Source organism: Agrococcus sp. KRD186, assembly GCF_017168255.1.
GTDB lineage: Bacteria > Actinomycetota > Actinomycetes > Actinomycetales > Microbacteriaceae > Agrococcus.
Genome location: NZ_JABFAP010000001.1, coordinates 2,658,766 through 2,672,671 on the forward strand (window position 1 = coordinate 2,658,766; position 13,906 = coordinate 2,672,671).

Annotated in this window: 15 protein-coding genes and 3 tRNA genes; 13 read left to right on the top strand and 5 right to left on the bottom strand. The window is 71.7% G+C overall.

Translation table 11 applies throughout. The annotated features are described in order from the left end of the window. Positions 1-6 precede the first annotated feature (6 nt). The 3 genes from J1M46_RS13045 (at position 7) to J1M46_RS13055 (ending at position 1,978) form a co-directional block, all read left to right on the top strand. The gene (locus J1M46_RS13045) at positions 7-627 is read left to right on the top strand and encodes a 1-acyl-sn-glycerol-3-phosphate acyltransferase (protein ID WP_206448195.1); all 621 of its coding nucleotides are present in this window, start codon (positions 7-9) and stop codon (positions 625-627) included. Positions 628-740: 113 nt separating this feature from the next. Then, complete coding sequence (locus tag J1M46_RS13050) at positions 741-1,199, top strand: pyridoxamine 5'-phosphate oxidase family protein (RefSeq protein WP_206448196.1); 459 nt, start codon at positions 741-743, stop codon at positions 1,197-1,199. A gap of 98 nt (positions 1,200-1,297) precedes the next feature. Continuing rightward, a complete protein-coding gene (locus J1M46_RS13055) occupies positions 1,298-1,978 on the top strand; it encodes an NADPH-dependent F420 reductase (protein WP_206448197.1) in 681 nt (226 codons plus the stop codon). A 100-nt stretch (positions 1,979-2,078) separates the two neighbouring features. On the opposite strand, the gene J1M46_RS13060 is transcribed toward J1M46_RS13055, so the two are convergent. From J1M46_RS13060 to J1M46_RS13070, 3 genes are all read right to left on the bottom strand, one after another. After that, positions 2,079-2,151 (bottom strand) — tRNA-Phe (locus J1M46_RS13060). A 72-nt stretch (positions 2,152-2,223) separates the two neighbouring features. After that, positions 2,224-2,301, bottom strand: a tRNA-Asp gene (locus J1M46_RS13065). Between the two features lie 42 nt (positions 2,302-2,343). Continuing rightward, positions 2,344-2,416: transfer RNA gene (locus J1M46_RS13070), tRNA-Glu, on the bottom strand. Between the two features lie 226 nt (positions 2,417-2,642). On the opposite strand from J1M46_RS13070, the gene J1M46_RS13075 reads away from it, so the two are divergent. Beyond that, positions 2,643-4,043: a M23 family metallopeptidase gene (locus J1M46_RS13075; protein WP_206448198.1), complete on the top strand. Its 1,401-nt coding sequence runs from the start codon at positions 2,643-2,645 to the stop codon at positions 4,041-4,043. A gap of 99 nt (positions 4,044-4,142) precedes the next feature. Here J1M46_RS13075 and J1M46_RS13080 read toward each other — a convergent pair whose 3' ends face one another. After that, positions 4,143-4,688 carry an inorganic diphosphatase gene (locus tag J1M46_RS13080; RefSeq protein WP_274607056.1) on the bottom strand — a complete coding sequence of 182 codons (546 nt, stop codon included), beginning with the start codon at positions 4,686-4,688 and terminating at the stop codon, positions 4,143-4,145. A gap of 47 nt (positions 4,689-4,735) precedes the next feature. Here J1M46_RS13080 and tilS point away from each other — a divergent pair, with 47 nt between their 5' ends. From tilS to J1M46_RS13125, 9 genes are all read left to right on the top strand, one after another. Then, entirely contained in the window at positions 4,736-5,728 is a 993-nt protein-coding gene (gene tilS / locus J1M46_RS13085) for a tRNA lysidine(34) synthetase TilS (protein ID WP_206448200.1), read from the top strand. 116 nt (positions 5,729-5,844) lie between these two features. After that, the gene (locus J1M46_RS13090) at positions 5,845-6,591 is read left to right on the top strand and encodes a hypothetical protein (protein WP_206448201.1); all 747 of its coding nucleotides are present in this window, start codon (positions 5,845-5,847) and stop codon (positions 6,589-6,591) included. A 99-nt stretch (positions 6,592-6,690) separates the two neighbouring features. After that, positions 6,691-7,242, top strand: coding sequence for a hypoxanthine phosphoribosyltransferase (hpt, locus tag J1M46_RS13095; protein ID WP_206448202.1), 552 nt, complete (start codon positions 6,691-6,693; stop codon positions 7,240-7,242). An 83-nt stretch (positions 7,243-7,325) separates the two neighbouring features. Continuing rightward, positions 7,326-8,048 carry a hypothetical protein gene (locus J1M46_RS13100; protein WP_206448203.1) on the top strand — a complete coding sequence of 241 codons (723 nt, stop codon included), beginning with the start codon at positions 7,326-7,328 and terminating at the stop codon, positions 8,046-8,048. Positions 8,049-8,142: 94 nt separating this feature from the next. Next, on the top strand, positions 8,143-10,098 hold the full coding sequence (gene ftsH, locus J1M46_RS13105; RefSeq protein ID WP_206448204.1) for an ATP-dependent zinc metalloprotease FtsH: 1,956 nt from the start codon (positions 8,143-8,145) through the stop codon (positions 10,096-10,098). After that, positions 10,098-10,664, top strand: a complete 567-nt coding sequence (gene folE / locus J1M46_RS13110; protein ID WP_206448205.1) for a GTP cyclohydrolase I FolE — start codon at positions 10,098-10,100, stop codon at positions 10,662-10,664. Before ftsH ends, folE begins: the two co-directional genes overlap by 1 nt. 2 nt (positions 10,665-10,666) lie before the next feature. Continuing rightward, the gene (folP, locus tag J1M46_RS13115; protein ID WP_342384378.1) at positions 10,667-11,914 is read left to right on the top strand and encodes a dihydropteroate synthase; all 1,248 of its coding nucleotides are present in this window, start codon (positions 10,667-10,669) and stop codon (positions 11,912-11,914) included. After that, positions 11,911-12,411, top strand: a complete 501-nt coding sequence (gene folK, locus J1M46_RS13120) for a 2-amino-4-hydroxy-6-hydroxymethyldihydropteridine diphosphokinase (RefSeq protein WP_206448206.1) — start codon at positions 11,911-11,913, stop codon at positions 12,409-12,411. The genes folP and folK overlap by 4 nt, the downstream gene beginning before the upstream one ends. Next, positions 12,408-12,875, top strand: a complete 468-nt coding sequence (locus J1M46_RS13125) for a DUF3180 family protein (protein WP_206448207.1) — start codon at positions 12,408-12,410, stop codon at positions 12,873-12,875. The genes folK and J1M46_RS13125 overlap by 4 nt, the downstream gene beginning before the upstream one ends. Before the next feature lie 33 nt (positions 12,876-12,908). Here the strand turns inward: J1M46_RS13125 and J1M46_RS13130 are convergent, their stop codons facing one another. Then, positions 12,909-13,898, bottom strand: coding sequence for an LCP family glycopolymer transferase (locus J1M46_RS13130; protein ID WP_206448208.1), 990 nt, complete (start codon positions 13,896-13,898; stop codon positions 12,909-12,911). Positions 13,899-13,906: the final 8 nt, after the last annotated feature.

The window sequence follows — 13,906 nt, forward strand, 5'->3', positions numbered from 1 at the left end:
CGCAGGATGCCGATCCGCCGCGCGCTCGCGCGGCTGCACTGGGCGGTCAGCCCGTGGACGCTGCTGCGTGAGCAGCCACGGCCGGACGGCACGCTGCACGAGGGGCCACGGCTGCTGATCGGCGCCCCCCACACCTCGAACCGCGACTTCGTGCTGATGCTCGCCATCTCGTGGGATGCGGGCCTGGCGGTGCGCTGGCTCGGCAAGCGCGAGCTCTTCCAGGGCCCCTTCGGTCGCGTCATGCACTGGCTCGGCGGCATCCCCGTCGACCGCGACGACCCCGCGGGGCTCGCCGAGCGCGTGGTCGAGCTGGCTCGCACCGACCCGCGCGCGGCGATCGTCGTCACCCCCGACGGCACGCGCAGCTCGAGTCAGTGGCGCAGCGGCTTCTACCGCATCGCCTACGAAGCGGATGTGCCGGTCACGCTCGGCTTCGTCGACTCGGTCACCGGCACCACGGGCCTCGGGCCGACCGTCTGGCTCACGGGCGACGTGCCGGCCGACATGGATCGCATCCGCGCCTTCTACGCCGGCAAGCGCGGCATCATCCCCGAGCGCACCACCGAGCCGCGGCTCGCCGACGAGGCGGGCCTGGCCGAGCGGCTCGCAGCCGAGGGGCGACCCTGAGCCGAGCCGGAGCCGACCCGGAGCCGACCCGGAGCCGACCCGGAGCCGACCCGGAGCCGACCCGGAGCCCGGCCCCCCTGGCGCGAGCGCCGCAGCAGTGCGAGCATGAGGCCATGAGCCAGCATGCGGGGCGCGAGAACCCGGTCCACGAGATCAGCGAGGACGAGTGCCTCAAGCTCCTCGCCCTGTTCGAGTTCGGCCGCATCGCCTTCCGCGTCGGCGACCTGCTCGAGGTGTTCCCGGTCAACTACCACTCGGCAGGCCGTGAGATCACCTTCCGCACCGCCCCCGGCACGAAGCTCGCCGGTGCGCTGATGGCCCACGACGTGGTCTTCGAGATCGACAACATCGGCGTCAAGGAGGCCTGGAGCGTCATCGGGCACGGGCGGGCGCGCCGGCTGGAGGCTCAGGACGAGATCGAGGCCGCCTCTGCGCTGCCGATCCACCCGCTCATCCCGACGGTGAAGCGCGAGTTCGTGCGCATCGACCTCACCCGGCTCTCCGGCCGCCGCTTCCACCGCTGGGCCGAGCCCCACCCCGACGACGAGCCGCTGGTCGACTCGACCGACTGAGGCTGCTCACCCTGCTCGAGATGGGCGACGCCAGCGCGGGGAATGCGCCCGGCGAGCCCGCTGTTGTCAGACACCAGAGCAACCCCGGGGAGTCACGCATGTCGCAGCAGGTCGAGTCCATCGCCGAGCGCAGCCAGCCGTCGTCAGAGACGATCACGGTCGCCATCCTGGGCGCCGGCAAGATCGGCACGGTGCTGGCCAAGCTCGCGCTCGCCGCCGGCCACCGCACGCTCATCGCCGGCTCGGGCAGCGCCGCGCGCATCCGACTGATCGTCGAGTACCTGGCGCCGGGCGCCGAGGCGATGGTGTCGGCGGATGCCGCTGCCGCGGCCGACGTCGTCATCCTCGCCCTGCCGCTCGGGCAGTACGACCGACTGCCGGCGGAGCAGCTCGAGGGGAAGCTCGTCATCGACGCCATGAACTACTGGTGGGAGACCGATGGCATCCGCGACGAGTTCACCGACCCCGAGCGGTCGACGAGCACGATCGTGCAGGAGTTCCTGCCCGCTTCGCGCGTCGTCAAGGCCTTCAACCACATGGGCTACCACGACCTCGCCGACTGGCCTCGGCCCGCCGGGCATCCGCAGCGCCGAGCGATCGCGGTCGCGGGCGACGACACGCGCGACGTCGAGCTGGTCGCGGGCCTCGTCGACGACTTCGGCTTCGACCCCGTCGTGCTCGAGTCGCTGGCCGCCGGCCTGCACCTGCAGCCGGGCTGGGCCGCGTTCGGGGCGAACGAGGACGCCGAGACGCTGCGCGGTCTCATCGCGACGGCCTGACGCATCCGTCGACCCCGACATCGAGGGTCGCATCGGCGTGTCTTGAGGCTCAGGAGTGTCGCGGGAACACCGAAGCCCCCGCTGAACGGGGGCTTCTCTGTGGCTCCGACGGGCGTCGATCCCGTGACCTCACGATTTTCAGTCGTGCGCTCTACCAACTGAGCTACAGAGCCGGACTCCTGCGAGCCTGACGGGCTCGCGCCCGCCCGTGCGCGAGACCCTCTCTTTCGAGAGGGCCTCAGGCATGGCGACCCTGACGGGACTTGAACCCGCGACCTCCGCCGTGACAGGGCGGCGCGCTAACCAGACTGCGCTACAGGGCCTAACTGGTAGAACCCATCGTACAGACCAAAATCCGTACTGAGTGACCCCAACGGGATTCGAACCCGTGCTGCCGCCGTGAAAGGGCGGTGTCCTAGGCCTCTAAACGATGGGGCCGTATGCCGAAGCATGCGACTACCGAGGAGCAACGCTACAGGACGGTTGCAGCTCCGTGCAAACCGACGCGAAATCGCGACACGCCCACCTGAAGTTCTGCTGAACAAACCTTCAGGTGGAACATGAAACTTGGTAGCGTGGGCCCGATTGTGTCGTGACGAACGCGGTGAGCCGGGTGCACGATGGTGGACGAAGCGGCGGTACGACGCCGCGAGACGGGACGACCATGGCTTTGCCCGACCGGCAGACACGTGCCGAGCGAGCTCCTTCGCGCGGTCGCAGGCTGCGCCTGGGCATTGCCGCGAGCCTCGCGGTCGGCGCCATGCTCGCCACGCTGGTCACGCCGGGCGTGCCGGCTGCGGAGGCCGTCGACGAGTACGGCTTCCCGACCTGGGCCGAGGTGGAGGCCGCGCGCGGCAACGTCGCCGCCAAGAATCAGCAGATCAGCGACATCCGCGCCCTCATCTCCCAGCTGGAGACGGATGCCGCCGACGCGCAGGCGCTCGCCGATCAGCGCGCGGCCGAGGCGATCGAGGCGCAGCGCGTCTACGACGAGGCGGTCGCCGTCGCCGAGCGGCTGCAGGAGCAGGCCGACGAGGCGACGGAGCGTGCCGAGCAGTCGCAGCGTGCGGCGGGGCAGCTCGCGGCGCAGCTCGCGCGCTCCGGCGGCACCGGCGACATGAGTGCCGAGCTCTTCGCCAATCCCGGCTCGGCCGACACCTGGCTGTACCGGCTCGACATGATCGACCGGGTCGCCGGCACGGCGGACACGCTCTACGAGCAGGCGCAGCAGGACGCGAACACGGCCCAGTCGCTGCAGGACCAGGCCGCCGTCGCCCGCGACGCGCTGCAGGAGCTCAAGGAGGCCGCTGACGCCGCGCTCGTGGCCGCGCAGGAAGCCGCTGCGGCCGCGCAGGCCGCCGTCGAGGCGCAGCAGGAGCACCGCGTCGAGCTCGAGGCGCAGCTCACGGTGCTGGTCGAGAACCGTGCCGCGACCGAGGACGACTACCAGGCCGGGCAGCGGCACCGGGCCTGGCTGGCCGAGGAGGAGCGGAAGCGCCGCATCCGCGAGGCGCAGGAGCGAGAGGCGGACCGTCAGCGCGCGATCGCTGAGCAGCAGCGGCTCGCCGAGGAGGCCGCGCGCAACAACGCCGGCAGCGGCGGCGCCGGGAGCAGCGGCGGCGGCTCCACGGTGCCCGTCACGCCCCCCGCGAGCAGCGGCTGGGTGACCCCGCACTACGGCCGCGTCACGTCCAGCTACGGCTGGCGCAACGACCCAGTCGGCAACCTCGGTCGAAAGCTGCATGCCGGCGTCGACATCGCGGCCGGCTGCGGCACCCCGATCTACGCGGTCGCCGACGGCACCGTGACGCTGCGCTCGCGGGACGTCTACGGCGCGAACATGCTCTACATCGATCATGGCGGCGGCGTCAGGACCGAGTACTACCATATGATGCAGCCCGCCAGCGTGGCGCCCGGCCAGCGAGTGCAAGCCGGTCAGGTCATCGCATACGAGGGCAGGACCGGCTACGTGACCGGCTGCCACCTGCACTTCCAACTCCGCGTTGGCGGCGGGCTCGTGAACCCGGAGTCGTTCCTCAACGCGCGCGGCGTGCGCCTGCGCTGAACGCGCTGCGCCCCGCGCGCGCAACCGGACGCATCCGCCGCCGATGACGAGAAGGGGCGGAGCGCACCATGTGCGCCCCGCCCCTTCTCGTGTCTCCGGTCAGTCCGTGACGTCGCGGCCGCCCTCGGGCTTCTCGACCGGCTCGTCGGTCTCGTCGCCGTGCGCCGCGTCGAAGGCGGCGAAGCCTGCCTGCACGGTCGCCTCGGCGGCGTCGACGCCCTCCCAGCCGCCGAGCGTGGCCCACTTGCCGGGCTCGAGGTCCTTGTAGTGCATGAAGAAGTGCTCGATCTCGTTGCGCACCTGCTGCGGCACATCCTCGATGTCCTGGATGTGCGACCAGCGCGGATCCTTCTCGAGCACGCAGATGACCTTGGTGTCGATGCCGCCGTCGTCCTCCATGTTGAGCTGGCCGACCGGACGCACCGTGACGAAGACGCCCGGCGGCACCGGGTACTCGAGCAGCACCAGCGCGTCGACCGGGTCGCCGTCGAGGCCGAGCGTGCCTTCGAAGAAGCCGTAGTCGGTGGGGTAGACGAAGGTCGTGAAGAGCACGCGGTCGAGGTACACGCGACCGGTCTCGTGATCGAGCTCGTACTTGTTGCGGCTCCCCTTGGGGATCTCGATGACGACGTCGTAGGCGGCCAACGGCGGCTCCTTCTCGTGGGGGTGGGGAATCGGCATAAGGTTACTTCATGCCCGAAAACGAGCGCCGACCGCGGCTCACCCCCGCCGTCGCCGACGTGCGTCGGGCCGTGCGCGAGGCGACCGACGACGTGCCGCCGGGCTCGCTGGTGCTGGTTGCGCTCTCGGGCGGCGCCGACTCGCTCGCGCTGGCGGCCGCCACCGCGTTCGAGGCGGAGCGCGCCGGTCTGCGGGCCGGCGCCGTGGTCGTCGACCACGGCCTGCAGGCCGGCAGCGCGGAGATCGCCGAGCGCGCCGCGGCGCAGGCGCGGGAGCTGGGCCTCGACCCCGTGCGCATCATCCCCGTGCAGGTCGCGCCCGACGGCAGCCCGGAGGCAGCCGCGCGCCAGGCCCGCTATGCGGCGCTGCTGCACGCGCGCAAGGAGGAGGGTGCCGTCGCCGTGCTGCTCGGCCACACCCTCGACGACCAGGCGGAGACCGTGCTGATCGGCCTCGCCCGCGGCTCGGGCGCCGAGAGCCTGTGGGGCATGCACCAGCGCATCGGCTTCCTGCGACGGCCGCTGTTGCAGGTGCGCCGGGCGACCACCCACCAGGCGTGCGCCGATGCCGGCATCGCGCCGTGGCACGACCCGCACAACGACGACGACCGCTTCCTGCGCGTGCGCGTGCGCCACAGGGTGCTGCCGATGCTCGACGACGTGCTGGGCGGCGGCGTCGCGCTCGCCCTCACCCGAACCGCCGACACGCTGCGGGAGGATGCCGAGGCGCTCGCCCACTTCGCGCAGGAGCAGATCCTCGACCTGGTCGAGCACGCCGAGGGAGGGCTCTCGCTCGACGCCGGCGCGCTCGCGGCGAACCCGCCCGCCCTGCGACAGCGCATCATCCGCCTCGCCGTGCAGAGCGAGTTCCACACCGCGCTCTCGCGGCAGCAGACCCTCGAGGTCTCGCGGCTCGTCACCGACTGGCACGGGCAGGGCCCGATCCACCTGCCCGGCATCCGCGTCACCCGCGAGGGCCGCAGGCTCGTCTTCGTCGCCGCCTGATCGGCAGCGGTCGGTGATCGTCACCGAACCGTGACATCGGCTCGGTGACCTGTGCCGGAAGCTGGACATGTCAGGGCGTGCGGGAACCTTCGCATCTCGGTAGCGGGAGGAACACCATGACCATCCGACGCGCACTGCTCCCTGCAGCAGCGGCACTGCTGCTCGTGACCCTGCTGGCCGGCTGCGCGACCGCTGCGCCCGCCGACTCTGTGCCCCCGGCCCCGGCCGCGGCTGCGCCGCAGCCGAGCGCGGGCGAGGCCGGCGCCGCGTCGCCGCCCGACTCGCCGGCGGCATCCGCTCCTGCGGAGCAGGCGTCCGAGTGGGTCGACTGGGCGCGGTTCGAGGTCGGCGACGGCCACACGAGCTGGTCGCTGCCGCCGGGATGGACGGCCGAGATCGAGCGGCAGGTCGTCGAGGGCAACGCGGAGTGGACCGACTACGAGGGTCTCGTCCGCGACGCCGCCGGCACCCCGATGCTGCAGTTCATCGCGATCGCCAGCGGCGGCCAGTACGGCACCGACTTCTCGCCCTGCGAGCGACCGCAGACCGAGGTCTTCGAGAGCCTGCCGCTCGGCGAGCAGGTCGCCGGTGGAACGGCACATGCGGTGACGCTCGCGCACGTCGGCGGCGATGGGCGCGTCACGCTCTCCGCCGGCGTCTCCACGAACGACCCCGAGGCGTCCTGCGAGCCCGGCATCCTGGCGCTCTACCCGGAGCAGTACGACTTCCTGCTCCTGCAGATCGTCGCCGACGACGGGATGAACCCCCCGACCTTCGTGGGCTTCGACGAGGCCCGGGCGTATCTCGACACCGAGGAATACGCGGCCATCCGCGGGGTGCTCGCCTCCTTCGAGTACCGCTGACGCCTCGGCGGCGCCGCGCATCCGCCCACCTGGGCGCGCGGCGCGGCGCCGCGCGCCCAGGTAGGTTGGTCGCACCCGCCACGCGATCCAGGAGCGCCCATGGACTTCCAGCACGTCGAGGCCGACCTCGCCAAGACCCTGATCACCGAGGACGAGCTGCACGCCAAGCTCCAGGAGCTCGCGCGCCAGATCGAGACCGACTACCAGGGCAAGGACCTGCTGCTCGTGGGCGTGCTGCGGGGCGCGGTGATGGTGATGGCCGATCTCGCGCGGGCGCTCAACCGCCACATCGAGATGGACTGGATGGCGGTCTCGTCCTACGGCTCCGGCACGGTCTCCTCGGGCGTCGTGCGCATCCTCAAGGACCTCGACAGCGACCTCTCGGGCCGCAACGTGCTCATCGTCGAGGACATCATCGACTCAGGCCTCACGCTCTCGTGGCTGCGCGGCAACCTGCAATCCCGCGGCGCGGCATCCGTCGAGATCTGCACGATGCTGCGCAAGCCCGACGCGCTCAAGGTCGAGGTCGACGTGAAGTACTGCGGCTTCGACATCCCGAACGAGTTCGTCATCGGCTACGGCCTCGACTACGCCGAGCAATACCGCAACATGCGCGGCATCGGCGTGCTCGCCCCGCACGTCTACGAGTGATCGAGCCGTCGCGGCGGGCGGCGGAGGTCGCGATCCCGCCGGCTCTTCAGCGGCGCCTGAGCAACTCGGGGCATGATGGATGGATGCAGTCCCGTGCCCGTACGAGCGCAGTCGTCGCGCTCATCCTCACCGCGAGCGCGCTCGTCGCCTGCTCGTCGACGCCAGACCCCTCGCCGGAGCCGAGCATCCCGCCCGGCATCACGGCACCGCCGCCCACCACCCCCGCGACGACGGCTCCAGTGGTCGAGTCATCGCTGCCCGCCGAGATCGCCGGCGTCGACACGAGCGGCTGGCAGCAGATCGGGGTGCCGAGCGGCGCGGCGACCTTCCGCATCCCGGCCGACTGGTCGGTGAGCGAAGCCGAGGGCGGCGTCGATGTGCTGCGCGCCGACGGCCAGCGCCAGCTGCTGTACCGGGAGAGCCCTGACACCGGCGACGGGCGCTGCGTGAACGCCGACGGCGTGGCGGTCGCGTGGCGCACCGCGATCCTCGACCGCCAGGATGTCGAGCTGGCGGGCGCACCCGGGATGGCCTTCGGCGCCGCCGCGCTGCAGCTGGGGGACCAGTGGATCGTGAGCGTCGGGCTGCGACCTGCCGCCGACGCGCAGTCGCCGAGGTGCCCGATCGTCAACGCCTTCGACTCGCCCGCCGGCACCATCGGCTTCGGCTCCGAGGTGGTCGTCCAGGGAGCCGGCGAGGCGGCCCCCTGGCAGGTGGCGTCGCTCGCCGACGGCGAGGCCTACCTGGGCGGCGAGGAGTTCCCGATCATCCGCGCCATCCTCATGTCCCTCGAGCTGCGGTCGTAGCGCAGCCGAATTCGGCACAGGCCGTGAGCGAACAGGCGGATTCCCCCGCTCGCCCGCGGGATAGCCTGGGCCGATCGAGACTCAGAAGGGCGTCATGAGCTTCAAGAAGTTCCTGCGCGGGCCGATCCCCTGGATCGTCGTCGCACTCCTCATCGTCGGCGTGGCGTTCAGCTTCTTCCTGACGCCGCAGTTCCGGCCGGTGCAGACCGATGTCGGCATGGACATGATCCAGGACGGCCGCGTCGAGCAGGCGACCATCGTCGACGGCGAGCAGCGCGTCGACCTCGTCCTCAGCCAGGCGGACGCCGAGTTCGGCCAGCGCGTGCAGTTCTACTACGTGGCTCCACGCGGCGACGAGGTGGTCGAGGCGATCACCGCGGCCGACCCCTCCGGCGGCTACATCGACCAGGTGCCGCAGGCCAACTGGCTGCTGTCGATGTTCGGCATCCTGCTGCCCGTGCTGCTGCTGGGCGGGCTCTTCTACTTCTTCATGACGCGCATGGCCGGCGGCAACAAGGGCGTCATGCAGTTCGGCAAGTCGAAGGCCAAGCTGATCACCAAGGACATGCCGCAGGTGAAGTTCGCGGATGTCGCCGGTGCCGACGAGGCCGTCGAGGAGCTCGGCGAGATCAAGGAGTTCCTGCAGGACCCGACGAAGTTCCAGGCTGTCGGCGCGCGCATCCCCAAGGGCGTGCTGCTGTACGGCGCCCCGGGCACCGGCAAGACTCTGCTCGCACGGGCCGTCGCGGGCGAGGCGGGCGTGCCCTTCTACTCGATCTCCGGCTCCGACTTCGTCGAGATGTTCGTGGGCGTCGGCGCCAGCCGCGTGCGCGACCTGTTCGAGCAGGCGAAGGAGAACGCCCCCGCGATCATCTTCGTCGACGAGATCGACGCCGTCGGCCGGCACCGCGGCGCGGGCCTGGGCGGCGGCCACGACGAGCGCGAGCAGACCCTCAACCAGCTGCTGGTCGAGATGGACGGCTTCGACGTCAAGACCAACGTGATCCTGATCGCCGCCACCAACCGTCCCGACATCCTCGACCCGGCGCTGCTGCGCCCGGGCCGGTTCGACCGGCAGATCGGCGTCGACGCCCCCGACATGAAGGGGCGCGAGACCATCCTGGGTGTGCACGCGAAGGGCAAGCCCATCGCTCCCGGCGTCGACCTGGCGGTGCTCGCGCGCAAGACGCCCGGCTTCACCGGCGCCGACCTCGCGAACGTGCTGAACGAGGCCGCGCTGCTCACCGCGCGCAACAACGAGACGCAGATCACCGACGAGTCGCTCGACGAGGCCGTCGACCGCGTGATGGCCGGGCCGCAGCGGCGCACGCGCATCATGAACGACAAGGAGCGGCTGATCACCGCCTACCACGAGGGCGGCCACGCGCTCGCGGCGGCGGCCATGCGGCACTCCGACCCGGTCACGAAGGTGACGATCCTGCCGCGCGGCCGGGCGCTGGGCTACACGATGGTGCTGCCGGTCAACGACCGCTACTCGGTGACCCGCAACGAGCTGCTCGACCAGCTCACCTACGCGATGGGCGGCCGGGTCGCCGAGGAGATCGTCTTCCACGACCCCACCACCGGCGCCGGCAACGACATCGAGAAGGCCACCGGCATCGCCCGCAAGATGGTGACCGAGTACGGCATGACGAGCGCGATCGGCGCGGTCAAGCTCGGCAGCGCGCAGGGCGAGCAGTTCTTCGGCCGCGACACCGGCTCGAGCCGCGACTACTCCGACACCCTCTCAGAGACCGTCGACCGCGAGGTGCGGGCGATCATCGAGCAGGCGCACACCGAGGCGTGGCAGGTGCTCAACACCAACCGCGACGTGCTCGACCGGCTGGCGGGCGAGCTGCTGGAGCGCGAGACGCTCGACCACCTGGCGCTCGAGGAGCTCTTCCACGACGTGCAGAAGCTGCCGGAGCGGCCCCAGTGGCTCTCGCACCCCGACCGGCCGGTGAGCGACCGCCCGCCGATCGAGCTGCCCGTCTCCCAGCACGTCGATGAGGCCGTCGAGCCTGACGTCGAGAGCGAAGCCCCGGCCTGATGGCTGTCGACCGGGCGCGTGTCGAGGCCGCCGTGCGCGAGCTGCTCGTGGCGATCGGGGACGACCCAGGGCGTGCCGGCCTGCTCGACACGCCTCGCCGCGTCGCCACCGCCTACACCGAGTACTTCGCCGGCGTCGGCGCCGACCCCACCGAGCAGCTCGACACCCTCGGCCTCGAGGGCGAGACGGGCGAGATGGTGCTGCTGCGCGACATCGAGTTCCGCTCGATGTGCGAGCACCACCTGCTGCCCTTCACGGGTGTCGCGCACATCGCCTACCTGCCCGGCGATCGCATCACGGGCCTGGGCCGCATCCCCGCCGTGGTCGACGTCATCGCCTCCCGCCCGCAGATCCAGGAGCGCCTCACCGACGAGATCGCCGACGCCCTCGACGCGGGCCTCGAGCCGCGCGGCGTGCTCGTCGTGATCGAGGCGGCACACGGATGCGTGCAGGCACGCGGTGCGCGCCAGGCCGGTTCCACGACGGTGACGGTGGCGAGCCGCGGCAAGCTGGCGGAGCCGATCGAGCGTGCCGAGATCATGGCGCTGATCGGGGAGCGGAGGTAGCGGTGCAGCAGCTGCCAGAGGTGTGGGGCATCCTCAACGTCACGCCCGACTCGTTCAGCGACGGCGGCCGCTACGTGGACGCGGGCGCCGCGATCGCGCACGCGCGGCGCCTGCGCGCGCAGGGCGCCGGCGTGATCGACGTGGGCGGCGAGTCGACGCGCCCCGGTGCCGACCCGATCGACCCCGCAGAGGAGCGCGCGCGCATCCTGCCGGTGGTGACCGAGCTCGTGCGCGAGGGGATCCGCGTCTCGGTCGACACCATCCACGCCTCCACCGCCGAGGCGGTGATGGCCGCGGGCGCCGAGATCGTCAACGACGTCACCGCCGGCCTGCACGACGAGGCGATGCTGCGCACGGTCGCGGCCGGCGGCGCGCGCATCGTGCTGATGCACTCGCGCGGCATCGACGTGACGGTCGACACCGACTACGACGATGTCGTCGCCGAGGTGGAGGCCCACCTGCAGGAGCGGCTGGCGGCGGCGGAGGCGGCCGGCATCCCGCGCTCGCGCGTCATCCTCGACCCGGGTTTCGGCTTCTCGAAGCAGCCGGGCGACAACTGGCGCTTGCTGGCCGAGCTGCCCCGCTTCACCCGCATCGGCCCGCCGCTGCTGGTCGGCACCAGCCGCAAGCGCTTCCTGGGCGAGCTGGTGCCCGACGGGGCGCCCTCGGAGGAGCGCGACGCCGCGACCGCCGCGACCTCGCTGCTCGCCGCCCAGCGCGGCGCGACCGCCGTGCGGGTGCACGACGTCGCCTCGACCGTCGCCTCGCTGCGCGCGCTGGGCGCGATGCACCACGCCGAGCGGCTGCCTGCCGCTGCGGCGCACGGAGCCGACGGCTGGTCGATCGACCTCGCCACCGGCGCGATGCTCGAGCCGCCGCAGCTGCACGGCAGCATCGAGCTGCGCGGCGTGCGCGGCTTCGGCCACCACGGCGTGCTGCCCGAGGAGCGCCGCGACGGCCAGGAGTTCGTGGTCGACGCGCACCTCTCGGTCGACCTGCACGACGCGGTCACGAGCGACGACGTCGCCGACACCGTGCACTACGGCGAGCTCGCCGAGCAGCTGGTCGCGGCGATCGAGCGCGACCCCGTCGACCTGATCGAGACGCTCGCCGACCGCCTTGCGGGCGTGTGTCTCGCGCACCCTCGCGTCGAGCACGCATCCGTCACCGTGCACAAGCCCTCGGCACCCATCGCCGTGCCCTTCGGCGACGTCGCCGTCACGGTGCACCGCGGGCGGGAGCGCCCGTGAGGCTCACCGCCGAGCGCCGCGCCGTGCTCTCGCTCGGCGCCAACCTGGGCGATCGCGTCGCCACCATCGACGCCGCCGTGCGCGCCATCGACACGATCGACGGCATCCGCGTGCTGCAGCGCTCGAGCGCCTGGGAGTCGCCCTCCTGGCACCCCGACGGCGAGGGGCTCACGCCCGACTACGTCAACATCGCCGTGCTGGTCGGCACGACGATGGAGCCGATCGACCTGCTCGACGCGATGCAGGCGGTCGAGGATGCGCTGGGACGCGAGCGCACCGAGCGCTGGGGACCGCGCACGATCGACATCGACATCGTCACCGTCGGCGGCATCGAGCACGCCGAGGACCGGCTGGTGCTGCCGCACCCGCGCGCGCACCAGCGGCAGTTCGTGCTGCAGCCGTGGCTGGAGATCGAGCCGCACGCCGAGCTGCCAGGGCACGGCCCGATCGCCGAGCTCGCCGACTATGCCGACGGCGACGCGTGGAGGCTGGAGTGAACCGCACCCGGCCCGCGCCGATCGTGCTCACCGTGGTGATCGCGGCCGTGCTCACCTGGCTGTTCGAGACCATGCTGGTGATGAGCGGCAGGCCCGCGCTCGTGCTGCCCTTCACGCTCGGCGTCGCGCTGGCGCTGATGGGCGCGATCCTGCTGCTGGCGGCGTGGCCGGTGCGGCAGGCGGCGCAGGGCAAGCGGCGCATCGGCTACCGCCACGCGACCTCGGTGCTCGGCTTCGCGAAGGCCTCGTCGCTCGTCGGCGCGATGCTGGGCGGTGCTGCGCTCGGCGCGCTCGTGTTCTTCACCACGCGCGCCGTCGTGGTCGGCGACGCGGTGGTCACGGTCGCCGTGGTCGCCGCTGGCGGGCTCGTGCAGCTCGGGGCCGGCCTGCTGGCCGAGCACTGGTGCGTGCTGCCGCCCGACGACGATGACGAGGCGACCGCGGCCGCAGGCAGCGCCGCGTAGCCGCGCCGCGCATCCGCCCCCCTGCCCGGCGGGCTACTGCTCGGCCGGTGGCGTGAAATCGGTCATCGACTCCTGGTCGAAGGCCTCCTGCACCTGCGCGAGCCCCTCCTCGTTGACGTAGACGACCGACTCCGAGCCCTCCATCCCGGTGCCGAGCGTCGGCATCGTGAAGGTCTGGATCCGGGAGTTGTCGATGCCGGCCAGCTGCGGTGCGAGCGAGACCACGGTGCCCAGGTCGAAGGTGTCGGTGGTCGCCATGTAGGGCGATACGGTCGCGAAGATGTCGGCCGCCCGATTCGGGTTCGTCAGGTTCTCGCGCGTCATCAGCTGCGACATCATGCCGCGCAGGAACGCGCGCTGGTTGGTGACGCGCTGGTAGTCGCCGTCGCTGAAGGGATAGCGGGCGCGCACGTAGATGAGCGCCTCCTCGCCCTGCAGCGTGATCTCGCCCTGCGGGAAGTCGTAGCCGCCGGTCGAGAAGGCCATCTCGTTGTCGACGGTCACGCCGCCGAGCGCCTCGGTGAGCCCCTCGAAGCCGTCGAAGTCGATGATCGCGACGTGGTCGATGCGCTGGTCGATGAGCTCCTCGACCGTCTGCACCATCAGCGGCACGCCGCCGTAGGCGAGCGCCGAGTTCACCTTGGAGACACCCTGCCCGGGGATCTCGACCCACGAGTCGCGCATGATCGACATGATCTGCACCGTCTCGCGATCCGGCGGGATGTGCGCGACCAGGATGGTGTCGGCGCGGTCGCCGAGGCCGGTCAGCAGCGAGCCGTCCTCCGCGCGCGAGTCGCTGCCCAGCAGCAGCACGTTCACCGGCTGCGACGGCCCCTCGTCGGCCTCCGGCCGCAGCGACTCCTCGGGGAAGGCGGTCTCGATGGTCTCGACCTGCTGCACCGAGGGATTGATGCGCAGGAAGTACCAGCCGATCACGGCCAGCAGCGCCAGCACGATCACGCCGACGATGCTCACGGCGACCCAGCGGCCGACGTGCTTCTGCTTCTTGGTCTCTGCCGTCACCGAGGCAG